The 23,154-nt window shown below is 75.6% G+C and carries 21 protein-coding genes; 14 read left to right on the top strand and 7 right to left on the bottom strand.

Annotated elements, in window-relative coordinates; genetic code table 11:
• Positions 1 to 707: 707 nt before the first annotated feature.
• Complete coding sequence (locus ACFVHB_RS19630) at positions 708 to 1,484, bottom strand: glutamate racemase (RefSeq protein ID WP_380323385.1); 777 nt, start codon at positions 1,482 to 1,484, stop codon at positions 708 to 710.
• A gap of 18 nt (positions 1,485 to 1,502) precedes the next feature.
• On the opposite strand from ACFVHB_RS19630, the gene ACFVHB_RS19625 reads away from it, so the two are divergent.
• Together ACFVHB_RS19625 and ACFVHB_RS19620 are read left to right on the top strand one after the other, a co-directional pair.
• On the top strand, positions 1,503 to 2,681 hold the full coding sequence (locus ACFVHB_RS19625) for a glycosyltransferase (protein ID WP_380323382.1): 1,179 nt from the start codon (positions 1,503 to 1,505) through the stop codon (positions 2,679 to 2,681).
• Positions 2,682 to 2,705: 24 nt separating this feature from the next.
• The gene (locus ACFVHB_RS19620; RefSeq protein WP_380323379.1) at positions 2,706 to 3,455 is read left to right on the top strand and encodes an SAM-dependent methyltransferase; all 750 of its coding nucleotides are present in this window, start codon (positions 2,706 to 2,708) and stop codon (positions 3,453 to 3,455) included.
• Positions 3,456 to 4,660: 1,205 nt separating this feature from the next.
• Here the strand turns inward: ACFVHB_RS19620 and ACFVHB_RS19615 are convergent.
• Positions 4,661 to 5,341, bottom strand: a complete 681-nt coding sequence (locus ACFVHB_RS19615) for a thiol:disulfide interchange protein DsbA/DsbL (protein ID WP_380323376.1) — start codon at positions 5,339 to 5,341, stop codon at positions 4,661 to 4,663.
• A 170-nt stretch (positions 5,342 to 5,511) separates the two neighbouring features.
• Positions 5,512 to 6,435, bottom strand: coding sequence for a slipin family protein (locus tag ACFVHB_RS19610; RefSeq protein ID WP_380323373.1), 924 nt, complete (start codon positions 6,433 to 6,435; stop codon positions 5,512 to 5,514).
• Between the two features lie 335 nt (positions 6,436 to 6,770).
• On the opposite strand from ACFVHB_RS19610, the gene mscL reads away from it, so the two are divergent.
• From mscL to ACFVHB_RS19585, 5 genes are all read left to right on the top strand, one after another.
• Positions 6,771 to 7,232: a large conductance mechanosensitive channel protein MscL gene (gene mscL / locus ACFVHB_RS19605; protein WP_380323370.1), complete on the top strand. Its 462-nt coding sequence runs from the start codon at positions 6,771 to 6,773 to the stop codon at positions 7,230 to 7,232.
• A gap of 404 nt (positions 7,233 to 7,636) precedes the next feature.
• Positions 7,637 to 8,461 (top strand): DUF6643 family protein, encoded by an 825-nt coding sequence (locus tag ACFVHB_RS19600; protein WP_380323367.1) that lies wholly within the window; start codon positions 7,637 to 7,639, stop codon positions 8,459 to 8,461.
• 208 nt (positions 8,462 to 8,669) lie between these two features.
• Positions 8,670 to 9,563: an MOSC domain-containing protein gene (locus ACFVHB_RS19595; protein ID WP_380323364.1), complete on the top strand. Its 894-nt coding sequence runs from the start codon at positions 8,670 to 8,672 to the stop codon at positions 9,561 to 9,563.
• Between the two features lie 156 nt (positions 9,564 to 9,719).
• Positions 9,720 to 12,143: a right-handed parallel beta-helix repeat-containing protein gene (locus ACFVHB_RS19590; RefSeq protein ID WP_380323362.1), complete on the top strand. Its 2,424-nt coding sequence runs from the start codon at positions 9,720 to 9,722 to the stop codon at positions 12,141 to 12,143.
• 90 nt (positions 12,144 to 12,233) lie between these two features.
• Entirely contained in the window at positions 12,234 to 12,596 is a 363-nt protein-coding gene (locus ACFVHB_RS19585) for a DUF6191 domain-containing protein (RefSeq protein ID WP_380323359.1), read from the top strand.
• A gap of 29 nt (positions 12,597 to 12,625) precedes the next feature.
• Here ACFVHB_RS19585 and ACFVHB_RS19580 read toward each other — a convergent pair whose 3' ends face one another.
• Positions 12,626 to 13,744 (bottom strand): PLP-dependent cysteine synthase family protein, encoded by a 1,119-nt coding sequence (locus ACFVHB_RS19580; RefSeq protein WP_380323356.1) that lies wholly within the window; start codon positions 13,742 to 13,744, stop codon positions 12,626 to 12,628.
• A gap of 248 nt (positions 13,745 to 13,992) precedes the next feature.
• Positions 13,993 to 15,315: an ROK family protein gene (locus ACFVHB_RS19575; protein ID WP_380323353.1), complete on the bottom strand. Its 1,323-nt coding sequence runs from the start codon at positions 15,313 to 15,315 to the stop codon at positions 13,993 to 13,995.
• A 17-nt stretch (positions 15,316 to 15,332) separates the two neighbouring features.
• On the opposite strand from ACFVHB_RS19575, the gene ACFVHB_RS19570 reads away from it, so the two are divergent.
• From ACFVHB_RS19570 to ACFVHB_RS19555, 4 genes are all read left to right on the top strand, one after another.
• Positions 15,333 to 16,565 (top strand): MFS transporter, encoded by a 1,233-nt coding sequence (locus ACFVHB_RS19570; protein ID WP_380323350.1) that lies wholly within the window; start codon positions 15,333 to 15,335, stop codon positions 16,563 to 16,565.
• 258 nt (positions 16,566 to 16,823) lie between these two features.
• Positions 16,824 to 17,414 (top strand): Barstar domain containing protein, encoded by a 591-nt coding sequence (locus tag ACFVHB_RS19565; protein ID WP_380323347.1) that lies wholly within the window; start codon positions 16,824 to 16,826, stop codon positions 17,412 to 17,414.
• 133 nt (positions 17,415 to 17,547) lie between these two features.
• Complete coding sequence (locus ACFVHB_RS19560) at positions 17,548 to 17,736, top strand: barstar family protein (RefSeq protein WP_380323344.1); 189 nt, start codon at positions 17,548 to 17,550, stop codon at positions 17,734 to 17,736.
• Between the two features lie 32 nt (positions 17,737 to 17,768).
• Positions 17,769 to 18,371, top strand: a complete 603-nt coding sequence (locus tag ACFVHB_RS19555; RefSeq protein ID WP_380323341.1) for a HutD family protein — start codon at positions 17,769 to 17,771, stop codon at positions 18,369 to 18,371.
• A 93-nt stretch (positions 18,372 to 18,464) separates the two neighbouring features.
• On the opposite strand, the gene ACFVHB_RS19550 is transcribed toward ACFVHB_RS19555, so the two are convergent.
• Positions 18,465 to 19,346, bottom strand: coding sequence for an esterase/lipase family protein (locus ACFVHB_RS19550; RefSeq protein WP_380323520.1), 882 nt, complete (start codon positions 19,344 to 19,346; stop codon positions 18,465 to 18,467).
• Between the two features lie 201 nt (positions 19,347 to 19,547).
• On the opposite strand from ACFVHB_RS19550, the gene ACFVHB_RS19545 reads away from it, so the two are divergent.
• Positions 19,548 to 20,825, top strand: a complete 1,278-nt coding sequence (locus ACFVHB_RS19545) for a PucR family transcriptional regulator (RefSeq protein ID WP_380323338.1) — start codon at positions 19,548 to 19,550, stop codon at positions 20,823 to 20,825.
• A 40-nt stretch (positions 20,826 to 20,865) separates the two neighbouring features.
• Positions 20,866 to 21,330, top strand: coding sequence for a hypothetical protein (locus tag ACFVHB_RS19540; RefSeq protein ID WP_380323335.1), 465 nt, complete (start codon positions 20,866 to 20,868; stop codon positions 21,328 to 21,330).
• Positions 21,331 to 21,383: 53 nt separating this feature from the next.
• On the opposite strand, the gene ACFVHB_RS19535 is transcribed toward ACFVHB_RS19540, so the two are convergent.
• A complete protein-coding gene (locus ACFVHB_RS19535) occupies positions 21,384 to 22,142 on the bottom strand; it encodes an acyltransferase (protein ID WP_380323332.1) in 759 nt (252 codons plus the stop codon).
• A gap of 236 nt (positions 22,143 to 22,378) precedes the next feature.
• On the opposite strand from ACFVHB_RS19535, the gene ACFVHB_RS19530 reads away from it, so the two are divergent.
• On the top strand, positions 22,379 to 23,152 hold the full coding sequence (locus ACFVHB_RS19530; RefSeq protein ID WP_380323329.1) for a maleylpyruvate isomerase N-terminal domain-containing protein: 774 nt from the start codon (positions 22,379 to 22,381) through the stop codon (positions 23,150 to 23,152).
• Positions 23,153 to 23,154: the final 2 nt, after the last annotated feature.

Raw genomic sequence — 23,154 nt, 5'->3', positions numbered from 1 at the left:
CTCAACATGGGAGTGCCGCCGGCCCACAACGCCTCTACCGGCCCCCAACACCCACCAGACCCACGCAGCACTCACGACCCCGGGCACGCGGCCCCATCGCCCGCGCACCAAAAGTCGGCCGGGCCGACTTCCTGCACCGCTCAGCATGGGAAGGCCCGCCGGGGCCACGACGCCTCTACGGGCTCCCCATACCCACCACGCCCACGCGGCGCTCACAACCCCGGGGCACTCGGCCCATCGCCCACCAAAAGTCGGCCGGGCCAACTTCCTGCACCGCTCAGCATGGGAAGGCCCGCCGGGCCACGACACCTCTACGGGGCTCCCAACACCCCCCAGGCCCACGCGGCGCTCACGACCCCCGGGCGCACGACCCATCACCCGCGCGCGAAAAGTCGGCCGGCCCGACCTTCTGGACGGCTCAGCATGGGAGTGCCGCCGGGCCAGGTCGCCTCTGCAGGCTCCGAACACGTAGCACGCTCGCGTGGTGCTCACGACCACGGGCACGCGGCCCATCGCCCCCGCACCAAAAGTCGGCCAGGCCGACTTCCCGCGCGAACGGGTGCCGCACCGCACCACTCAGCAGGGACCGAGCCGGACTCCTGTGCGGGCCCCGCACAAGCAAGAGGCCACGCGGCTGATCGCCCGCGCGGCAAAAGTCGGCCGGGCCGACTTCTCGCGCGGGCTGGGCCGACGCCTCGTGGTGGGGATCAGGCGGCGGGGGTGGGGGTGGGGAGGGTGCGGCCCTGGGGGTAGAGGAGGGCGGCAGGCGGGAGGGCGGCGGGGGTGCCGGCGTGGAGGACGGTGAGGGTGCTGTCGCCGGTGCGGGTGGGGTCGGCGACGCGCCGCAGGGCCTGGGCGGCGACCGCGTCGGCCGAGCCGTGCAGGGTGAGGTGCGGGGCCGCGACGGGGGCGACGGCCTCGCGGATGCGGTCGGCGACCAGCTCGTAGTGGGTGCAGCCGAGGACGATGGCCGCCGTACCGGCCGGTGTGCGGGCGGCCGCGTCGGCGATGGCCGCGTCGATGGCGGCGTCGTCGCCGTGCTCGACGGCGTCCGCCAGGCCGGGGCAGGCGACCTCGGTGACCGCGGCCGGGCCGGCGAAGTCGCGGATCAGCCCGCGCTGGTAGGCGCTGCCCGTGGTGGCGGGGGTGGCCCAGATGGCGACCGGTCCGCCGAGCGCGGCGGCCGGCTTGATCGCCGGGACGGTGCCGATGACCGGCAGCGCGGGTTCGAGCTCGGCGCGCAGGGTGGCGAGCGCGTGGACCGAGGCGGTGTTGCAGGCGACCACCAGGGCGTCCGGTTCGAGCGCGGCCGCCGCCCGCGCGCAGCCGAGCGCGAGTTCGGTGACCTCCTCGGGCGTGCGCGGGCCCCAGGGCATCGAGGCGGGGTTGGAGGAGAGCACCAGGTCGACGTCCGGGCGGAGACTCCGCAGGGCGGCAGCGGCGGCCAGCAGGCCGATTCCCGAGTCCATCAGTGCGATCTTCACAGGGCAAGACTTTAGTCGATGCCCCGCTCCGGGCCCGGGGTGCGGCAGACTGCCCGGGTGACCGTCCTGCTGTGGATCGCCGTGCTCTCCCTGCTGGTCTGGCTCTGGCTGGCGTGCTGCCACGGGCTGTTCTGGCGCACCGACGTACGGCTCCCCGCTCGCCGGCCGCCGGCCCGCTGGCCGCAGGTCGTGGTCGTGGTGCCGGCCCGGGACGAGGCCGGGGTGCTGCCGGTGAGCCTGCCGAGCCTGCTGGCGCAGAAGTACCCGGGGCGGGCCCGGGTGGTGCTGGTGGACGACCACAGTTCGGACGGCACCGGCGAGCTCGCGGCCGCCCTCGCCACGCCCGACGGCCTGGAGCTGACCGTCACCACCCCTCCCCCGTTGCCGCCGGGCTGGACGGGCAAGCTGTGGGCACTGCGGCACGGCGTGGAGCTGGCCGGTCCGGACGCCGAGTACCTGCTGCTCACCGACGCGGACATCGCGCACGGTCCGGATTCGCTGGCCGAGCTGGTGGCCGCCGCCGAGAGCAACCGGCTGGACCTGGTCTCGCAGATGGCCCGGCTCCGGGTGGAGACCGGCTGGGAGCGGCTGATCGTCCCGGCCTTCGTCTACTTCTTCGCCCAGCTGTACCCGTTCCGCCGCAGCAACCGGCCCGGTGCCCGGACTGCCGCGGCGGCGGGCGGCTGCTCGCTGGTGCGGCGGGAGGCGCTGGAGCGGGTCGGCGGGGTGGCGGCGATCCGGGGCGCGGTGATCGACGACGTGTCGCTGGCCCGGGCGGTGAAGGCGGCCGGCGGCCGGACCTGGCTGGGCCTGGCCGAGCAGGTGGACAGCGTCCGCCCGTACCCGCGGCTGGCGCAGCTCTGGCGGATGGTCTCGCGCAGCGCGTACGCCCAGCTGCGGCACTCGGTGCTGTTGCTGGCCGGGACGGTGGCCGGGCTGGCACTGGTGTACCTGGTGCCGCCGGTGGCCACGGCGGCCGGGCTGGCCACCGCGCGGTGGCCGGTGGCCGCGGCGGGCGGGGCGGCCTGGGCGCTGATGGCCGGGACGTTCGTGCCGATGCTGCGCTACTACCGGCAGCCGGCGGCGGCCGCGCTGCTGCTGCCGTTCACGGCGGCGCTGTACCTGCTGATGACGGTGGACTCGGCGGTGCAGCACTGGCGCGGGCGCGGGGCCGCGTGGAAAGGCCGGACGTACTGAGCCCGGCTGGTCCACACTGTTCGGATGGACCGTCAGACGATCTCCCGCCTCGCCCATGCCCATCACCCGATCGCGGCGCCGATCGCCGACGAGTCGGTGGCCCGGTTGTTGTCCCGGGCGACCGCGCACACCGAGGCCGGTCGGGCCCTGGACCTCGGCTGCGGCGAGGGCGGCTGGCTGGTCCGGGCGCTGGCGGCGCGGCCGAGCTGGCGGGCGGTCGGGGTGGACCTCGACGCGGCGGCGCTGACCCGGGCCCGGGAGACGGCCACGGCCCTCGGCCTGGAGCGGCGGCTCGGCCTGCACCACCTGGACGCCCGGGAGTTCAAGGCCGTCGAGCCGTTCGACCTGGTGCTGAACGTCGGCGCGACGCACGCCTTCGGCGGCCTGCTGCCGGCTCTGGCGGCCGCCCGTGAGCACCTGGCGCCCGGTGGTGCGGTGCTGGTGGGCGAGGGCTTCTGGGAGCGCGAGCCCGACCGGGCGGCGCTGGAGGGCCTGGGCGTCGCCCGGGACGAGTACGCCGACCTGGCGACCACCACCGACCGGGTGATCGCGGACGGCTGGACGCCGGTGTACGGGTATGTCAGCAGCCCGCAGGAGTGGGACGACTACGAGTTCTGTTGGACGGGCTCGCTGGCGGCCTGGGCGCTGGACCACCCGGACCACCCCGACGCCGCGGCGGCCCGCGAGGCCGCGGACCGGCACCGCGCCGAGTGGCTGCACGGCTACCGGGGCACGTTCGGCTTCGTCACCTACCTGCTGCGTCGGAGCCGGTAACCGGCGCACGCCGGTAACCGCTGGTAGCCGGTAACGCACGCAGCAGCCGGCCGCGGGTGTCCGCAGGCCGCGGGTGCGCGACGGCCACCGCCCGGCGGCGGGCGCGGGCGAGGAGTCGTCGATCAGCGGGGCGATCTCCGGCAGCTCCTGGGTGGTCGACCGGTTCTCGCTGGAGAGCGTCACCACCGCCGTCGAGGAGCTGTACGCCCGGGTGCTGGCCGCCAGCCCGGCCCGGGCGGCGGACTGGCTGTGCTCGCGGTCCCGGGAGCCCAGCCGCGCCCGGCGATCCGGGTCGTCCAGCAGGCCGCGGATCTACCGGCCAGCGCCTCCGGGTCCCGCGAGCCCGTCCCGGAGCCGTCCATGCAGCGCGAGGCGTGCGGCTCGACGAGCGGGCCGGGCTCGTGCCCGGTGGTGTAGCCGGCCGCACCGCGCACCACCACCGGCTTGCCGAAGGCCAGCCCGCGCAGCGCCGAGCCGCCCGTCCCGCGGACGATGTCGGCGGCCTGGTACGCGGGCCGCGGTCCGCCAACTGGCGCGGGAACAGCACGATTTCGCGGCCGAGCGCGGGGCTGGCCTCGGCCCGCGCGGGCGCGCGGCCGCTCCAGGCTCGGGCCGACGCCGACGACGAGCCGCGCCCTCGGATCGTCCAGCCGCCGGACGGCGTCGACGGTCAGCTCGGCATCAGCGTCCTTCTTCCGCGGGCACCAGCCTGGTCACGATGGCGAGCAGCAACTCGTCGTCGTGGACGCCGTGTTCGCGCCGGAACGCGGCACCGTCCACCTGGCCGGGCGTGTCCGTGACGGTGGTGAAAAGCCGAGCACCGCCTGCTTGGAGCGGGCGCGCAGGTCGCGCTCGGCGAGCGCGCGGACGAGTTCACGCGCGCCCCAGTGCTCCCGGGCCGCCTGCGCGGGACTCGGCCGGCGTTTGAGGACGAGCTCCGGTGGCGGCCCGTCGGCGGCCGCGGGCCGCCCCGGAGTGGCGGTCGTCCGATTGTGGTTGCGGCTGTCGCGCTCGGCGACGAGCTGCGCGCGCCGTCCCCCCACGGACCCCTGCTCTCTCCGGTACCGCCGGTGTCGAGAAGTGGGCCCGCCACCACGGTGGTTGTGCGTCGCGGCGGTCCGGCCCGGCGTCCACTCCGGCACTCGGTGTGGACGCCGGGGGGGCGGTTCGGTGAAGGTGATCGGGTCAGCGGGTGGACTTGGTCGCTACCGGCCCTGGCGGGGGCGGCGCTGCTGGTCCTGCGCCACCAGCTGGTCCATGGCCGCGGGCATCGCCTCGACGCCGCCGGCCTTGGTCGGCGAGGTGCGGGCGTCACCCTGGACGACCACGGTGGGCAGCTCGTTGATCTGGTAGCGGATGAACTGCGCGGCGGCGTCGTCGACGGCCCGGCGCACCTCGTCGGAGCGGTAGGCGTCCCGGAACGAGGCCGGGTCGACGCCCTGGAGCAGCGCCCAGTCGGCGGCGGTGTCCTCGGTGGTGAGGTCCTGGTTGTTGGAGTGGATCGCGCGGAAGGCGCTGGTCTGCAGGCGCTCGACCAGGCCGAGGCGCTCCAGCGTGTAGTAGAGGCGGGCGTGGCCGCGCTGCACGACCTCCTCGCGGCTGCCCGGCCAGATCGCGGGCACCCGGCGCAGCTCGACGTCGGCGCGGTGCTTCTCGGCCCAGGCCTGGAGCGGCTGCTCCAGCTGCTGGGAGTGGCCGCAGTCGTACCAGAAGAACTCGACGGCCTCGGTGCGGGTGTTCTCGCGCACCGGCTGGACGTGGTCGAGGCGGGCGGACTGGGGGGCCTCGGTGGACGGTTGGGCGGTGGCTGCGCCGGCCTGGACGGGGGTTGCGGCGATCCCGGTGGCGACGGCGAGCAGGACGGTGGACCTCAGCAGCGACTTCACATCGGGCAGTGTGGCGGTGACGGAACGTCATCGGCCACTCGCCCCGGGGCGGTCGCACCGGGATTCGCCCGTTCGGCGCAGCCCGGCCGCCGCCGCGGCCACGACGGCAGCCACGACGGCGGCCACGGCCCGGGCCGGGACGCCGCCCCGGTGCCCCAGCGGGCCTCACGTCACTCGGCGCGCGGCGCGTGCTCCGGGCGCGGCGGGATCACCGCGGCCGCGGCGGCCGAGGCGGGGTCGGCCTTGGCGAGCGCGGGCGGCTCCCCCGCCGGACGGTGCTCACCGGCCGGCTCGGCCGGCGCCGTCGACCGCCCCGGGACGGTGCCCGCCTGCGGGCCGGTGCCCGCCTTCGGCGTCGCGCCGTCGAAGAAGCGCAGCAGTTCCACCGGGAACGGCAGGACCAGCGTGGAGTTCTTCTCCGCCGCCACCTCGACGACCGTCTGCAGCAGGCGCAGCTGGAGCGCGGAGGGCGAGTTGTCCATCATCTCCGCCGCCTGGGCGAGCTTCTCGGCCGCCTGGAACTCGCCGTCGGCGGTGATGATGCGGGCGCGCCGCTCACGGTCGGCCTCGGCCTGCCGGGCCATCGAGCGCTTCATCGAGTCGGGCAGCGCGACGTCCTTGATCTCGACCCGGTCGATCTGCACGCCCCACCCGACGGCCGGCGTCTCCAGCATCAGTTCCAGGCCGCGGTGCAGGTTCTCCCGGCCGGACAGCAGGTCGTCGAGCTCGCTCTTGCCGATGATCGAGCGCAGCGAGGTCTGCGCGACCTGCGACATGGCGAAGGCGTAGTTCTGCACGTCGACGGTGGCGAGCACCGGGTCGACCACCCGGAAGTAGACGACCGCGTCGACGCGCACCGAGACGTTGTCCCGGGTGATGCCCTCCTGGGCGGGCACCGGCATGGTGATGACCTGCACGTTGACCTTGCGCATCCGGTCGATGACCGGGACCAGCAGGGTGGGGCCGGGCTGGCGCACGTGGCCGTGCACCCGGCCCAGCCGGAAGACGACACCCCGCTCGTACTGCTGCACCACCCGCACCCCGGTGGCGAGCCAGAGAATTCCCAGGGCCGCGAGGCCCGCGAGTACCACCATGTCGGTGACCTTTCCCCGTGCCGGCGCCCCCGGGCGGAGTCCCTGTTGGCTCCGTCGTACGGGTGCGCCGCGCAGGGAAGTATGCGCCTGTGCCGGTCCGGTTCCCAGAGGCGGCGGAGCGATCTTGACGCCTTGTTAGCGCCGGCCGGGTCGGGGCCGCGGTGGCCCGGATCCAGCCGTACGCGGAGCGCCTGCGCGACGCCTGACCGGGCCCGGGCCCGGTTACGCGGTTCGGGTGAACGCGGTTGGACCGCGGGTACCGCCGGTCGGCAGGATGTCCGGCCGGGGCCCGCGGTCCCATCCCACCCTCCCCCGAACGGATTTGGAGTCGCCCGGTGCTCAAGGGATTCCGCAGCTTCCTGCTGCGCGGAAACGTCGTGGACCTCGCGGTCGGCATCGTCATCGGCGCGGCCTTCACCGCCGTCGTCACCGGGTTCGTCACCGCCTTCCTCACCCCGCTCGTCGGGGTCGCGACCGGCGCGGTCGGCGACTTCACCCAGAAGACCTTCTCGGTGGCCGGCACCCGGTTCCCGTACGGCGTGTTCGTGAACGCGCTGATCAGCTTCGTGCTGGTGGCCGCGGTGATCTACTTCGTCGTGGTGGTGCCGGTCGGCAAGCTGCAGGCGAAGCTCGAGGGCGCCAAGCCCGCGCCGGCCGCCAAGGCGGACTGCCCGGAGTGCCTCAGCCCGATCCCGGCGGCCGCGGTGCGCTGCTCGTTCTGCACCTCCGAGGTGGCCGGCCGGCCGGGGTTCCCCACCCAGGCCACCGCGTCGCCCCAGTCCGCCCAGGCCCGCTGAGACCCGCCCAGGCCCGCACCGGCTCACCGGGGCCGGGTGAGGCGCGGGACGCCCGGCTTCGCGCCCCTGACCTGCGCTCACCTGAAATTTATCCCCGAAACATTCACGAGCCCCCGTCGGCCCTCCGCCGGGGGCTCGAATGCGCCAGCGCACGCCCCGCCCGCAAAAGTTTCTTCGCCGGGCCCCGAACCGTTCACCGGCCCGTCACCGCACCGGCCTCCGCGGCCCCCGTCCGGGCCCTGTTCGACCCCGGACCCCGGCCCCGGGCTGGCCTGAACTCGCCGCCAGAATGTCCGTTCTTACTACTTTCGAGTCCTTTGTGCGAGCGAAGACTGTGTAAACACTCGAACTGCTCGGCCTCCCACTCTCCTCAGCAGCCGCATTGTGGGCTTACCGTATGCCCCATGACCTCGCCCCGCTCCTACGACGGAGTCGGCTACCCCTCTCCGTCCTTTTCCTCCGGCACGCCCATCTACGACTCCCTCGTCGCAGAACGCGGTGTCCCGCAGATCGCGCCCATCAACGTGCCGGCCGCCCTGCCGCCGGCGCTGTCCACCGGTTACGGATCCGGCCTCGGCCCGTCCTACGACAACCGGTACGGCGGTGGGTACGACACTCCCGGCAGCAACCTCCCCGCGCTGCCCCCCGCCCGCCTCGCCCTGGGCCCCGGCCCGAGCAGCGGCCCCTCCACCGGCCCCGCCACCGCGTACATCCCGGCGCAGCCCGCGCCGGCGTACGCCGTCGCGCCCCAGCCGCCCGTCCCCGGCTACGGCGGCCCGCAGCCCTACCTGGCCGCCCAGCGCCCGCAGGCCCCCGCCCCCGGCTTCGCCCAGGCCACCACCGGCGGCTACCAGCCGTCCGGCGGCCAGAGCTTCGGCGGGCAGAACACCTTCGTCGGCGCCGGACAGGGCGGCCAGCAGACCTTCGGCGCGCAGCCGCTGGGCGGCCCGGCCTCCTTCGGCGGCCAGCAGCCGGCCGGCCAGGCGCACGGCGGCCCGCAGAGCTTCGGCGGACAGCAGTCGTTCGGCGGACAGCAGTCCTTCGCCGGGACCGGCCCGGCCGGTGCCGGCTTCTCCGGCCAGGGCGACCAGAGCTTCGGCGGCACCCACCTGCGCCCGGCCGTCTCCCCGGTCGCGCCGGTCCGCCCGATGCAGCCGCAGCGGCCGGGCGGGTACGGCGAGCCCGGCCAGTTCCAGCAGGGCTACCAGCCGCAGGGCCAGGCCTACTGACACCTCCGGGCCGGCCCCACCCGGCCCGAACCCGCACCACCTGAGCACCACCCGGCGCCACCGCGCCGGGCGTACGGAGAAACGGGTCATCCACGGACCGCCCGGACCGCCTCCCCACGGCGTCCGGGCGGTCCGTGCGCGTACGGGCCCGGAACCCCCGGCGGAACGGGGGTGCCGGTGCGCGCGGGCCGCCTGGCAGGATGGGGGCATGCTGCTCACCGGACTCCACGTCTACCCCGTCAAGTCGATGTACCGCCTGAGCCCCGCCGAGGCGCGGGTCGAACCGTGGGGCCTGCTCGGCGACCGACGGTGGATGCTGGCCGACGACACCGGACGGTTCGTCAGCCAGCGCGAGAACGCCGCCCTCGGCCAGATCCGCACCGAGCTCGCCGACGACGGCACGCTCACCCTCACCGCCCCCGACGGCTCCCGCACGACCGTCCCGGCACCCGCCGTCGCCGCCGGCGACCCGCTCGTCGACGTCGAGGTCTGGGGCACCCGCTTCCGCGCCGCCGAGGCCGCCAAGGAGGCCCACCTCTGGATCGCCGAACACCTCGGCGACTACCGCCTGGTGCACCTGGACGACCCGCGCGCCCGGCCGACCGACCCGCAGTTCTCCGAGCCCGGAGACACCGTCTCGATGGCCGACGGGTTCCCGCTGCTGCTCGCCTCCACCGCCTCGCTGGCCCGGCTCAACGAACTGATCGCCGAGGAGAACCCGGAGGGCCACGAGGCGCTGCCGATGGAGCGGTTCCGCCCCAACGTGGTCGTCGACGGCGCCGAGCCGTGGGCCGAGGACGGCTGGCGCCGGATCCGGATCGGCGAGCTGACCTTCCGGGTGGTCAAGCCCTGCGGCCGGTGCGTCATCACCACCACCGACCAGGAGACCGGCGAACGGCGCGGGAAGGAGCCGCTGCGCACCCTCGCCAAGCACCACCGGCTGCTGAAGAAGGCCGCGTTCGGGCAGAACCTGATCCCCGAGCGCCCGGCCGGGGTCGAGGGTGACGTGCTCGGGACGCTCCGCGTCGGCGACGGGGTCGAGGTGCTGGAGGACGGCGCGCACTGGCCCGCGTCCGGAACCGTGACTGTGCGCGCTCGTTGAAGCATGTGGTGAAGACGAAACGGTCCCCGGCCCCGCCCGCCGCCGGGCGGCCGGACCACCCGCGCGGGCGCGCTACGGTGGGCGGACGGCCCGCGCACCCCCGCGCGTACGGCCCGTTGATCGCCGGCTCGACGAAGGTGGGGACGACAGACCGTCATGGCTGAGCACAGGGTCCGGGTCACCCAGGACAGCGCATCCCGCTGGCGGCGCCGCGCCGGCGAGTACGACACGCTCGCGGAGGCCCTCGCCGCCGCCGAACCGGGCGACACGGTGACCCTGCGACCGGGCACCTACCGGGAGAACGTGGTGCTGGACAAGCCGGTCACCGTCGTCCCCGCGCAGGGCCCCGGCACGGTCCGGATCGACCCGCCGAGCGGCGTACCGCTGACCGTCACCGCCGCGGCCACCGTCCGCGACCTGGTGGTCGAGGGCAGCGACAGCTCCGTCCCGGCCGTGCTGGTCACCGGCCCGGACGCGACCCCCGCGCTCAGCGGCTGCCGGGTGGAGACCCGCTCGGCAGCCGGCGTCGAGGTCACCGGCGGCGCCCGGCCCACCCTGCGCGGCTGCGTGATCGCCAACCCGGCCGGCCTGGGCCTGCGGCTGCGCGGCGAGGAAACCGCCGCCGCCTTCGACGACTGCGAGGTCGCCACCGCCGGGCAGGCCGGACTGGCCGTCCTCGGCGGCGCCACCGCCGCCCTCGAACGCTGCCGGATCCACCACGCGGCCGGCGCCGGCGTGCTGCTCACCGACCCGGGCAGCGCCGCCGAACTGACCGGCTGCGAGATCTACGAGATCCGCGGCAGCGGCGTGCAGGCCGAGGCGCGGGCCGGCGGCCGGCTGGTCGACTGCGACATCCACCGGGTCACCGGCAACGGCGTGACCCTGGACGGCGAGGCCGAACTGGTACTGACCGGCTGCCGGGTGCACGACCTGCCGGAGAACGGCGCCGACCTGCGCGGCCGCGCCCGGCTCAGCCTGGTCAACAGCACCGTGCGGGACTTCGGGCGCGGCGCGCTCTCGGTCTGGGACCAGGGCACCGAGGCCACCGCCGAATCCTGCGAACTCCACGGCTCCTCCGGCGAGTACCCGGCGCTCTGGGTCAGCGACGGCGCCCGGCTCACCCTCACCGACTGCTCGCTGCACGACCTCCCCGACGCGCTCTTCGTCCTCGACCGGGACTCCGCCGCCACCGCCGAGGGCTGCTCGTTCAGCCGGATCCGCAGCTCCGCCGTCTCGGTCAGCGGCGGCGCCGGCGTGACCCTGAGCCGCTGCCGGGTCCAGGAGGCCGGCACCGGGCTCTGGTTCCGCGACCACGGCAGCGGCGGGCTGCTCACCGACTGCGAGATCTCCGACGTGGCCACCGGGGTGATCGTCACCAAGGGCGCCGACCCGGTGGTGCGCGACTGCACCGTCCGGGCCAGCACGGACGCCGGGGTGTACGTCTCCGCGCAGGGCCGCGGCAGCTTCGAGGACTGCCGGGTCTCGCACGGCAAGGGCTTCGGCTTCCACATCATCGACGGCTGCCGCACCGTGCTGACCCGCTGCCGGGCGGAGCAGAACGAACGGGCCGGGTTCGAGTTCTCCGAGCCCGGGCCGGTGGTCGAGGCCTGCACCTCCGACGACGTCGTCCCAGCCGCCGCACCCGAGCTGCCCGCCCCGCGGACCGCCCAACCGGCCGCGCCGCCGGTGCCGTTGACCGCCGCGGCGGTGGCGGTGACGGCCGCCGCACCGCCCACGGCGGCGATCGGGCCGATCCCGGACTGCCGGCCCGCCGACGAGGCGCTCGCCGAACTCGACGCGCTGGTCGGCCTGGCCACCGTCAAGCAGGAGGTCCGCACGCTGATCGACCTGATCTCGGTCGGCCGGCGCCGCCGCCAGGCCGGGCTCAAGGCCCCCTCGCTCCGCCGCCACCTGGTCTTCACCGGCGCCCCCGGCACCGGCAAGACCACCGTCGCCCGGCTCTACGGCGAGATCCTGGCCTCGCTCGGGGTGCTGCAGCGCGGCCACCTGGTCGAGGTGGCCCGGGTCGACCTGGTCGGCGAGCACATCGGCTCCACCGCGATCCGCACCGCCGCCGCCTTCGACCGGGCCCGCGGCGGGGTCCTCTTCATCGACGAGGCCTACGCGCTCGCGCCGGAGGACGGCGCCCGCGACTTCGGGCGGGAGGCGATCGACACCCTGGTCAAGCTGATGGAGGACCACCGGGACGAGGTGGTCGTCATCGTGGCCGGCTACACCGCCGAGATGGAACGCTTCCTCTCCGCCAACCCCGGTGTGTCGTCCCGCTTCTCACGGACCATCACCTTCTCCGACTACACCGCCGACGAGCTGCTGGAGATCGCCCGCGCCCAGTGCGCCGAGCACGAGTACGCGCTCGCCGAGGCCACCGAGGGCGCGCTGCTGGAGCACTTCGCCGCGCTGGAGCGCGGGCCCAACTTCGGCAACGGGCGAACCGCGCGGCAGGTCTTCGAGACGATGGTCGAACGGCACGCCATGCGGGTCGCCCAACTGGCCGAACCGTCCACCGAGGAGCTCCAGTTGCTGGTGCCCGCCGACCTGCCGGGCGCCCGGCTGCCGTGACCCGGCGGGCGGCCGTCCGGACGCCGCAGCAGCGCCGCCCAAGTGTGACGGACGGGGAACCCGGGTGCGCCCGGCGCCCGTTGGGCCGGTATGAGCATGCTTCTCGGTGGCGCGGCGGGCGGGCTGCTGCTGCCGGCCGCCCTGGTCGTGGTGTTCTTCCTCGGCGGCGTCGCCCGCCGGCTGCTCGCCCGGCCAGCGGCGGCAGGCGCCCGGCCGGGCCCGCGCCCGGAGGCCGGCCGGGCGGGCGCGACCGCCACCGAGGAACTGCACGCGCTGCTCTACCCGGGCAAGCGGGCGCAGTTGGAACAGCGCCGGATCGCGCTGGTGCTGCGGGACGACGAGCACGACGGCGCGCCGAGGCGGACCGGCATCGACCTCGCCGCCGGCACGGCGGTGCTGCGCCGGCCGTCGGTCCGCCCGGGCCCCGCCCCCCAGCATCCGCTCGACCGGTAGCCGCGGGCCCGGCCGCCGGGCCTCCGGCGTCAGCCCGACCAGGCGCCTCCGGCCAGGAAGGACTCCAGCCGGGCCCGGTACGGCGCGATGTCGATCCGCTCGCCGGCCAGCCAGTCGTCCGAGTAGTACTTGTCCAGGTAGCGGTCGCCCGGGTCGCAGATCAGGGTGACCACGCTGCCGCGCTCCCCCGCCGCCCGCATCTGCGCGACGATCTTCAGCGCGCTCCACAGCCCCGTCCCGGTGGAGGCACCCGCCTTCTTGCCGAGCACGTCCTCCAGCACCCGCACGGCGGCGATCGAGGCGGCGTCGGGGACCTTCATCATCCGGTCGATCGCCCCGGGCACGAAGCTCGGTTCCATGCGGGGCCGGCCGATCCCCTCGATCCGCGAGCCGCTCTCGCAGACCGCGTGCGGGTCGTGCCCGACCCAGCCGTCGAAGAAGCAGGAGTTCTCCGGGTCGGCGACGCAGATCCGGGTGTCGTACTGCATGTAGTGCACGTACCGGGCGATGGTCGCCGAGGTGCCGCCCGTCCCCGCGGTGGCCACGATCCAGGCCGGCTCCGGGTGCGGCTCCAGGCGCAGCTGGGCGAAGACCGACTCGGCGATGTTGTTGTTGCCGCGCCAGTCGGTGGCCCGCTCGGCGTAGGTGAACTGGTCCATGTAGTGGCCGCCGGTCTCCTCGGCGAGCCGGGCGGAGGCCTCGTACACCTCGTCGGAGCGCTTGACCAGGTGGCACTCGCCGCCGTGGAACTGGATCAGGTCGATCTTCGCCTGGCTGGTGGACTTGGCCATCACGGCGATGAACGGCACGCCGATGAGCTGCGCGAAGTACGCCTCGGAGACGGCGGTGGAGCCGCTGGACGCCTCGATCACCGGCTTGCCGGGGCGGATCCAGCCGTTGCAGAGCCCGTACAGGAAGAGCGAGCGGGCCAGCCGGTGCTTGAGCGAGCCGGTCGGGTGGGTCGACTCGTCCTTGAGGTAGAGGTCGATGCCCCAGTCGGCGGGGAGCGGGAAGCGGAGCAGGTGGGTGTCGGCGGAGCGGTTGGCGTCGGCCTGGACCTTGCGCACCGCCTCCTTGAGCCAGCTGCGGTAGGCCGCGTCGGAGCGGTCCACGTCGTCGGTCCGCTCGGCACTCGGCTGGGCGCCCATGGTCACTCTCCTCGCTCGACCCCCCGTCTGCTCACTACGAGTGTACGAGAGTCACGATAAGTGACGGTTTTCGTAGCCCCAGGTTCCGCTTATCGCGTGCCCGGTTATCGCGTGCCCGGCAGCCCCCGCCCAGCTCGGCGCTCACCCGCCGGGCTCGGCGCCCACCCGCCCAGCTCGTGGGCGCTCACCCGCCGCTCAGGCCACCACGCGGGCCACTACGCCAGACCACCACGCGGGCCGCCCGCCGTTCAACCCGCCGCGACCGACTGCGGGTCGGCGAGGTACGGCCGCCAGGCCAGCTCCGCCGCCCCGGCCAGCGCGCTGTGCGCCAGCTCGGCGCCGACGATCGGCACCCGGCCGCTGCGCCCCCAGAGGCAGCGCTCGGCGACCACCGCGCGCAGCCGGTCGGGCGCGGCCTCCAGCAGGTCGCGGTGGAGCCCGCTGAGCACCACCCGGTCGGGGTTGAGGATGTTGGCGACGCCGGCCAGCCCCAGACCGAGCCGGTCGATGACGTGCTCGACGGCGGCCCGGGCCCGCTCGTCGCCGGCGGCGGCGTGGCAGAGTTCGCGGGCCTGGTCGAGCAGCGGCCGGTCCGGGTCGGGGGTGAGCCCGGCGGCGGCGAACAGCGCGTCCGGGTCGGTCTCGGAGTTGAGGCAGCCCCGGTTGCCGCACTGGCAGGGCCGGCCCTGCGGGTCCACGGTGAGGTGGCCGACCTCGAGCGCGAGCCCGGCGCTGCCGGTGTGCAGCCGGCCGTCGATCACCAGCGCGCCGCCGACGCCGCGGTGGCCGGAGGTGACCAGCAGCAGGTGGCGGGAGTCGCGGCCGGCGCCGTGCCGGTACTCGGCGAGCGCGGCCAGGTTGGCGTCGTTGGCGATGGCGGTGGGCAGCGGGTCGAGCGCGTTCGGCCCGTTGTCGGCACGGCCGACCTCGACGTCGTACAGGTCCGCCACGGGTGTGCCGCTGGGCCAGGCGAAGTGCAGGGCGGCGAGCGCGGTGCCGTCCGGTTCGGTGACCGGGTTGGGCAGGGCGAGCGCGGCGCCGAGGCAGCGGCGGCCGCTGTTGCGGGCCAGCTCGGCACCGGCCTCGGCGACGGCGCGCAGCATCCGGACCGGGTCGGTGGCGGCGGGCAGCGGCCGGTGCACCGGGGGGTCGAGCAGTCCGCCGAGGCCGGCCAGGGTGACGCTCAGGCCGTCGGCGTGGATCTGGCCGGCGATCACCACCGGGCCCTCGGGGTCGATGGCCAGCCGGTGCGAGGGGCGGCCGCGGCCGCCGCCGGCCGGGCGGGAGTCGACGGTGATCAGGCCGAGCGCCTCCAGCTCCGCCGTGACCGCGCCGGCGGTGGCCCGGGTGACGTCGAGCGCGCGGGTGAGCGCCGAGCGGGTCGGGGTCTGGCCGGTGTGGATGAGCGAGAGCGCGGGGCCGAGCAGCGTCCGGCCGCGGTCGGGGGCCGCGCGGCGCTGGGCGTCGCGCTGCGCCTCGCGATCGGCCTCGGCGCCGGGCCTCGGGCCGGCGGGCTTCCGACCGGGGGCCTGCGGGCCGACGGGCTTCGGACTTGAGGGAGTGAGCTGCACGCCCCTATTGTGACTTTGTGCCGCTTCGAAACAAAATCCGTTCCCACGCCCGAACCGACCGGCCGTCCACCCAGTCTCGCAGCACACCCGCCGTCCCCGACACCCCCTGGAGCGCCGCCCGCCTCGCGCTCACCGCCTTCTTCGCCGTCGACGGCTTCCTCTTCGCCGCCTGGGTCGTCAGGATCCCGGACATCCGCAGCCAGGTCAGCGCCTCGCACAGCGCGCTCGGCCTCGCCCTGCTCTGCGTGTCGGCCGGCGCCGTCGCCACCATGCCCCTGGTCGGCCGGCTCTGCCTGCGCTACGGCTCGCGGCCGGTGACCGTCGGCTCGCTCGCCCTGCTCGGCCTCGCCGTCCCGCTGCCCGCGCACGCCCACTCGGTGGCGGCGCTCGGCGGTGTCCTGCTGCTCTTCGGCGCGGGGTACGGCGGGGCCAACGTCGCCATGAACAGCGCCGCCGTCGACCTGGTCGCCCAGCTGCGGCGCCCGGTGATGCCCAGCTTCCACGCCGGGTACAGCCTCGGCGGCCTGCTCGGCGCGGGCGTCGGCGGGCTCCTCGCCACCACCCTCAGCACCGCCTGGGCGCTCGCCCTCGGCGGCCTGCTCGGACTGACCGTCACCGCGGTCGCGGGCGTCGTGCTGCTGCGCGGGCCGGCGGCGCCGGTGGTCGCGCCGGACCGCGCCGCCACCCCGCCCCCGGGGAAGACCCGCCTTCCGCACGCCGGGCTGCTCGTCCTGCTGCTCGGCCTCACCGCCTTCTGCACCGCGTACGGCGAGGGCGCCATCGCCGACTGGACCACCCTGCACCTCACCGACGACGTCCACGCCACGGCCGGCGCGGCCGCCGCCGGGTACGCCGCGTACGCCTTCGCGATGACCGGCGGCCGGGTCGCCGGGACCTGGCTCTCCATCAGGCTCGGGCAGACCCGGCTGATGCTCCTCGGCGGCCTCACCGCCGCGGCCGGCATGCTGCTCGCCGCGCTCGCCCCCGCGGTGCCGCTCGCCCTCGCCGGCCTCGTGCTGGTCGGGCTCGGCCTGGCCAACCTGTTCCCGCTCGCCATCGCCCGGGCCGGCGCCACCGGCGGCCCGCAGGGCGTCGCCCTCGCCTCCACCCTCGGCTACGGCGGCATGCTGATCGGCCCGCCCGTGATCGGCTTCCTCGCCGACGCCGCGAGCCTCCCGCTCGCCCTCACCACCGTCGCCGCGGCCGCCACCGTCGCCGCCCTGCTCCCCCTCACCGCCCGGGGGCGCTGAGCCGACGGCGAGTCGTCGTCCGCTCGCCCCCGGAGCGGACGAGGCACGCCACCACTCTCCGCACGGGCGACCGCGGCGGCGGCCCCGGCCGTCGCCGTCGTCGCCGCACCGAACGATCCCGAGGACCTACCGGAGGCCCCCAGCCTCTCCCGGACCTCGTGGCTATCACCACCGTCCTCGCCGACCACCGACGTCGAGCCCCCGGCACCACGGGAAAACCCGTCGAGCCGCTCCACCGGGCCGCCCTACGCTGTCGCCATGGACGGAGCCCTGTACCGCCTGACCGGCGAGGACGACGACGAGCTCTGGGCGTACGCCCGGGACGCGACCGGCCTGTTCGATCCGCTGCCCGGCGACCGCCGCCGGGTCCGGCTCCTCGGCTGCGCGCCGCAGGGCGGCCTGGAACGGGCCCTGCGGCACCTGGGCGGCAGGCGTGCCGAGGCGGGCCGCGGCTACCTCGAACTGCTGGACCACGCCGGTGCCGCGATGGGCTCCTACTTCGTCTCCGAGGTGACGGCCCGGGAGGTACGGCCGTCCGGCCACGGCGCGGAGCTGGTCGACCTCACGCTCGACCTCTGGTGCGCCAACCTGCTGCCGCACTCCGCCTGGCCGTGGGAGCTCCGCCGCGCCGGGCGGCTGGACCGACCCGGCCTCTGGCGCTCCCTCGGCCCGGCCGGACGGCACGCCTGGCTCTCGGTGGCCCTCTGGCACCACGGCCACCGTGGGGTCACCGACGCCCCGCCCGGCACGGTCCACGTGCTCGACGGCCGCCACGTGCTCGACGAGGACAGCTTCTACTGCGCCATCGGCGAAGCCGTGAACGGCCCCGGCGGCCAGGGGCGTGTCTGACAATTCCCGCCGGGCGCCCGGCGCTGGGGCACGCACCTCGCCGCGTTGTCGTCAGTCGCCGATGCTCCGCATGGACTCCCTCCTCCGCCTTGCGATGCACGCACCCCAGCGCCGCGCGCTGATCCGACGCGAATTGTCAGACACGCCCCACTTCGGCTGGAACCTCGACGCACTGGACGACTGCCTGGACGGCCGCTGGGGCGCCACCACCCCGTTCACGCTCCGCTGGTCGCACTCCGCCCTCGCCCGGGACCGCCTCGCCCGCTTCCCCACCGTGCTGGAGATCCTCCGCGATCACCGGGTCGAGGTCGACCTGCTCTGACCGCCGCGCGCTCCCGTGGCAGGATGCCGCCCATGACGACCAGTGGGCGGATCCAGGTACTGCGGGCGGCCGAGCGGCCGGCCACTCCGTGGCTCAACGGGGGCGGGGTGACCAGGGAGGTGGCCGGGTTCCCGGCCGGGGCCGGGCCGGCTGCCTTCGACTGGCGGGTCAGCCTCGCGGACGTGGCCTCCGAGGGGCCGTTCTCGCTGTTCGCCGGGATCGACCGGGTGATCACCCTGGTGGACGGCGACGGCATGGTGCTGACCGTCGACGGGGCCGAGCACCGGATCGACGAGCCGTTCCGCCCCTTCGCGTTCTCCGGCGACGCGGCCACGGACTGCCGGCTGCTCGGCGGCCCGGTGGTCGACTTCAACGTGATGACCCGGCGCGGCCGCGCGACCGCCGACCTCGCCCTGGCCACCGCACCCCGGACCGTGGACGTCCCGGCCGGCGGAACCCTCCTCGTGCTCTGCCTCGCCGGCAGCGCCGCGCTCACCGGCACCACCCCGGTCACCAGTACCGCCCCGGTCACCGGCACCACGCTCGCCCGCTTCGACGCCGCCCTGCTGGACGGTCCCGGCGGCCCGTACGAGCTGCGGCCCGACGGCGTGACCGCCGTCGTCACCTTCCGCTGACACGCCGCTGCGCGGGAAGTCGGGCCGGCCGACTTCCCGTGCAGCCATGCGGGCAGCAGCCCGCGGGCCACAGCCCTACCCGGGCGGACGCCGTCAGCCGCAGTACACCGGCGTCGCGTGCGCCGGGTCGAGGGCGTTGGTGACCAGGTGCAGCGCGGTCGGCGTGAAGGCGATCGCCACGTGCTCGGCGAGCGAGACCGGGCAGCGGTCCTGCAGCACCACGTTGTCCACGTTCGGACCGCTGAGGAACTGGGTGCGGTACGGCGTGACCACCTCGTCGTACACGGTCGCGATCACCGTGTAGCGCACGCCCGGCACGGTGTCCGGCAGGGTGGCCATCTTCTGGTTGAACGCGGAGCCGACCGCCTGGTCCCGGCAGCCCTTGCAAGCGGTGTAGATCAGGTCCGCGACCCCGGGGAAGTACGGCGCCAGGTTGGTGATGCCGTCGAGCGTGGTGCCGTGGTTGGACGGCGCCAGGCCGACCACCTTGTCCACCTTGGCCGCGCCCCCGAGGAACTTCACGTAGTAGTTCGGGAGCATGCCGCCCTGCGAGTGGCCGACCAGGTCGACCTTGGCCGCGCCGGTCGCGGTCCGCACCAGGTCCACGAAGCGGCCGAGTTGGGCGGCCGACTCGTCGGCCGGACCGAGACCGCCGATCGGCAGCAGCAGGCCGCTGCCGGAGGAGGTGATGCCCGGCACCGTGCCGTAGTCGAGGGCGAAGACGCAGTAACCCCGGCTCTTCAGCAGGGGGGAGAGCGCCAGCCAGTTCTCGTACCGGTTGGCGAAGGTGCCGTGCACCAGGACGACCGGGTTGGGGTGGGCGGCGGTGGGCCGGCAGGACCAGTCGTTGGCCCCGGGCGGCGAGGCCACCTGGTCACCGTCCGGCGGGAGTTGGGCCGCCGGGGCGGACGCGGTGGGGGTCGCGTCCACGCCGTCGGCCGCGTACGCGGCACCGGCCGGGCCGCCCGCGAGCAGGGCCCCGGCCAGCAGGGCCGCACCGAGGGCGCCGAGCAGCCGGTGGCGTGCCGGTCTTGCCGAGAAGCGGAGAAGTGGGGTTCTCAACTGTTGCCTCCACAGCAGATGTTTGTTACCAACAGGTAACCCGAGTGCCTCCATCATGCGGTCGCCCCTCCGACCCGGCCCTTGGGTGTCCCCCAGACCTGGACGGTGTTTTCTGTGACCGGTCACAACCCCCCTGCCCACACCCCCGGTTGGCGGATCCCGGTGATCGGCGGCGTGCCCGCCGACCAGCGACTGCTCGGCGCCGTACCGGAGTTGGTCGAGTCCGTCATCACCGCCCTGCTGGCCCGGGTGCCGACCTACCGCCGGCTGCCCCGCGAACAGGTCACCGGTGAGCTCGCCCAGGTCACCGAGCGCCGGATCCGCGCCCTCGCCCAGGCCGTCCGCACCGGACTCCCCGCCCCCGGGGCCGAGTTCACCGACGTCCGGGAGGCCGCCGCCCGCCGCGCCGAGGAGGGGGTGCCGCTCGACGCCGTCCTGCTCGCCCACCACCTCGGCATGGAGGTCTGCTGGGAGCTGGTCACCCGGCAGGCCCGCGACGGCGACGCGACCGACCTGCTCGTCCTCAACCGGCTGCTGCTCGACCAGCTCCGCCGGGCCACCACCGCGGCCGGTGCCGGCTACGTGGAGGGGCGCCGCAGCCTCGCCGACGAACAGCACGCCGCCCGGCGCGCCCTGCTCACCGCGCTGCTCGACGGCACCCCCGCCGAGGACCACGCCGCCCGCGCCGGACTGCGGCTGCCACCCGCGTACGCCGTGCTCCGCCTCGCCGTCGCCGACCACCCCGACGAGCTGGCCCCCGGCGTCGACCGGACGGTGGCCGGCCACCGCAAGCTGCGCCGGCTCCGCGCCGAACTCGACCACCGCACCCGGCAGTCGGTGCTCGGCTCACTGTCCGCCTCCGGCGGGGTGGCGCTCGTCCCGCTGGACTGCCGGCCGGACGGCGTCCCCGCCGCCACCTGGCAGTTGCTCGCCGACACCGTGCACCGCACCGCCCGTGCCGCGGGCGCCGCCGTCCGGGCCGGTGCCGCGGCGGCCACCCCCGCCGGGGTGCCGGAAGCGGCCGCGCTCGCCCACGAGGTGCTGCGGGTCGCGCAGGCCTTCGACCGCCCGCCCGGGCTGCACCGCCTCGACGACGTGCTGCTGGAGTACCAGCTCAGCCGGCCCAGCCACGCCCGGTCCGGACTCGCCTCCCTGATCGAGCCCTTGGCGGGCTCCGGCGACCTGCTCACCACCCTGCGCACCCACCTCGCGGGCGGCCTCAACCGCCGCCACACCGCCCGCGCGCTCCACCTGCACCCGAACACCGTCGACTACCGCCTGCGCCGCATCGCCGTCCTCACCGGCCTCGACCCCACCCACCCCGCCGACCTGCTCCGCATCACCGCCGCCATCGCCGCCCACGACGCCGTGCGCACCCAGGAACCGGCCTGACGCCGGCCCGCCCCCGAGCGTGTCGGTACCGGCGGGCACGATGGCGGACGTGGAACTCCGAGCAGAACTGTCACCCCCGCCGGTGAGCCCGGCCCGGCTGGACGACCTGTGCCGCGAGATCGACCGGATCGCCGAACTCGTCCTGACGGGCGCCCAGGAGGCACCGGCGGCGATCGCGGCCTTCAACGCGGCCACCGGCCACGCCTACCGCGCCCCCGACTTCGCCGAGTACGACGGCAGCCGCAGCCGGGAGGACTTCGCCCGGGAGGCCGCCCGGCCGTCCTGGCCCCGGGTGCCCGGCATCACCCGGGCCGAGCTCGCCGAGATCGTCCGCCGGATCCTCGCCGTCGACCCGGAGTGCGGCTTCTACCTGCGACTGCTGGAGGCCAACGTGCCGAACCCCGCGGTCTCCGACCTGCTCTTCCGTCCCCCGGCCGCACTCGCGGACGCGACGGTCGAGCAGCTCGTCGACGCGGCCCTCCGCCACCGCCCGATCGCACTCTGAGCCCTCCCGGCCGACCGGACGCGCCCTGCGCCTCCCGGCCGGCCCGCGGTCCCTCAGACCCCCGACTCGCCCGGCAGGCGCAGGTCCCAGCCCGCCAGGGCGCGCAGTTGCTCGGCGGTGATGTGGTCCGGGAGCGGGCTGGGCGCGTCGTGACGGAAGGGGGGTTGCCAGCCCTCCTCGGCGGTCCAGCGCCGGACGATCTTGGCCGGGGCCCCGGCGACGACGCAGTGGTCGGGCACCTCGCCGCGCACCACCGAGCCGGCCGCGACCACCACGTTGCGGCCGAGCCGGGCGCCGGGGAGGATCACCGCGCCGGTGCCGATCCAGCTGCCGGCGCCGATCTCGACCGGCTCGTTGCGCGGCCACTGCTTGCCGATCGGCAGGTCGGTGGCCCGGTACTCGTGCGCCTGGTCGGATATGTAGACGCCGGGGCCGGTCCACACGTCGTCGCCGAGGACGATCGACTGGTGGCCGACGATGTGGCTGTCGCGACCGATCACGCAGCCGCCGCCGATCCGGACGATCGGCTCGGGCCCGAGGTCGAGGCCGGGCAGGAAGCCGGCGCTGATGGTGACGCGCTCGCCGATGATCGAGAACGGGCCGATGGTGATCCACTGCTCGTTGAAGACCGCACCCAGCGGGAAGCTCAGCTTCGTCCCGGCACCGAGCTCGCCGAACCGGTACGGGCCGGGGCTCTCGCTGGACACCGCCCCGACCCGCTGCACCCACTGCCAACCCCGGTGGACGAGGCGGCCGGCGGCTCGGCGGCCGCCGGACCGGGCAGCGGAGAACAGGGAACGGGTGATCGACATGGCGGCCACGTTACCGGCCCGTACACCGCCGCCACCGGGGAGGCGGCCAACATCACACCGGGTCGGGCTCCCACCCACCGGGCCCGCGTCCGGTGACCGCCGGCCACCGCGGACCACTGCCCGCCACCCCCGACCGCCGGCGGCACCGCCCGCCCCGCCCTCCCCCGCCGGGCCCGCCGGGCCCGCCCGGAGCCCACGGCCACCGAAGTCCGCGGACGGTGCCAGACTCGTCGACCATGGAGATCACCGATCACATCGACGCCCTGCGCCGCGAGGGCCGGCTGCTCGCCGACGCCGCCGCCCGCACGGACCTCGCCGCGCCCGTCCCCACCTGCCCGGACTGGCGGCTGCGCGACCTCGTGCTGCACACCGGCCGGGTCCACCGCTGGGCCACCGCCCACGTCCGGGACGGACTGGCGACGCCGCTGGACGACGACGGGCAGCGCGCCGCCTGGGGGCCGGCGCCGTCGGACGACGCCCTGCTGGACTGGTTCCGCTCCGGCCACACCGCGCTGGTGGCGGCGCTCGCCGCGGCGCCGGCCGACCTCGCCTGCTGGAGCTTCCTCCCGGCCCCGGGCCCGCTGGCGTTCTGGGCCCGCCGCCAGGCGCACGAGACCGCCGTGCACCGCTTCGACGCCGACGCGGCCGCCGGGGCCGAGGGCCCGCGAGTGGCCACCGACCTGGCACTGGACGGGATCGACGAGCTGCTGCGCGGGTTCATGGCGCGCGGCCGGGCGCAGGTGCGCAGCGAGCGGCCGCGCACGGTGCTGGTGCGGGCGGACGACGGGCCGGGCTCCTGGCTGCTGACCGTCAGCCGGGAGCCGCTCGTCGTCACCGTGCCGGCCCCGGCCGACGCGCGGGCCGACCTGACACTGGCCGGCCCGGCCCGCGAGCTCTACCTGCTGCTGTGGAACCGGCTGCCGGCCGAGCGGGTGGAGGTCAGCGGTGACCGGTCGCTGCTGGAGCTGTGGCGGGAGACGGCCGCCGTCCGCTGGAGCGGGGCGAGCTGAGC

Origin of the sequence: Kitasatospora sp. NPDC127111, from assembly GCF_042677465.1 — a bacterium.
Classification (GTDB): Bacteria; Actinomycetota; Actinomycetes; order Streptomycetales; family Streptomycetaceae; genus Kitasatospora.
This window is presented reverse-complemented; position numbering and strand designations above follow the sequence as displayed.

What these genes read in the sequence shown, in the direction of transcription:
- ACFVHB_RS19530 (WP_380323329.1), top strand. Translation starts at nt 22,379, where the DNA reads ATGGAGATCACCGATCACATCGACGCCCTGCGCCGCGAGGGCCGGCTG.
- ACFVHB_RS19620 (WP_380323379.1), top strand. Translation starts at nt 2,706, where the DNA reads ATGGACCGTCAGACGATCTCCCGCCTCGCCCATGCCCATCACCCGATC.
- ACFVHB_RS19555 (WP_380323341.1), top strand. Translation starts at nt 17,769, where the DNA reads ATGACGACCAGTGGGCGGATCCAGGTACTGCGGGCGGCCGAGCGGCCG.
- ACFVHB_RS19625 (WP_380323382.1), top strand. Translation starts at nt 1,503, where the DNA reads ATGCCCCGCTCCGGGCCCGGGGTGCGGCAGACTGCCCGGGTGACCGTC.
- ACFVHB_RS19580 (WP_380323356.1), bottom strand. Translation starts at nt 13,744, where the DNA reads ATGGGCGCCCAGCCGAGTGCCGAGCGGACCGACGACGTGGACCGCTCC.
- ACFVHB_RS19565 (WP_380323347.1), top strand. Translation starts at nt 16,824, where the DNA reads ATGGACGGAGCCCTGTACCGCCTGACCGGCGAGGACGACGACGAGCTC.
- ACFVHB_RS19535 (WP_380323332.1), bottom strand. Translation starts at nt 22,142, where the DNA reads ATGTCGATCACCCGTTCCCTGTTCTCCGCTGCCCGGTCCGGCGGCCGC.
- ACFVHB_RS19600 (WP_380323367.1), top strand. Translation starts at nt 7,637, where the DNA reads ATGACCTCGCCCCGCTCCTACGACGGAGTCGGCTACCCCTCTCCGTCC.
- ACFVHB_RS19540 (WP_380323335.1), top strand. Translation starts at nt 20,866, where the DNA reads ATGGCGGACGTGGAACTCCGAGCAGAACTGTCACCCCCGCCGGTGAGC.
- ACFVHB_RS19595 (WP_380323364.1), top strand. Translation starts at nt 8,670, where the DNA reads ATGCTGCTCACCGGACTCCACGTCTACCCCGTCAAGTCGATGTACCGC.
- ACFVHB_RS19585 (WP_380323359.1), top strand. Translation starts at nt 12,234, where the DNA reads ATGAGCATGCTTCTCGGTGGCGCGGCGGGCGGGCTGCTGCTGCCGGCC.
- ACFVHB_RS19590 (WP_380323362.1), top strand. Translation starts at nt 9,720, where the DNA reads ATGGCTGAGCACAGGGTCCGGGTCACCCAGGACAGCGCATCCCGCTGG.
- ACFVHB_RS19610 (WP_380323373.1), bottom strand. Translation starts at nt 6,435, where the DNA reads ATGGTGGTACTCGCGGGCCTCGCGGCCCTGGGAATTCTCTGGCTCGCC.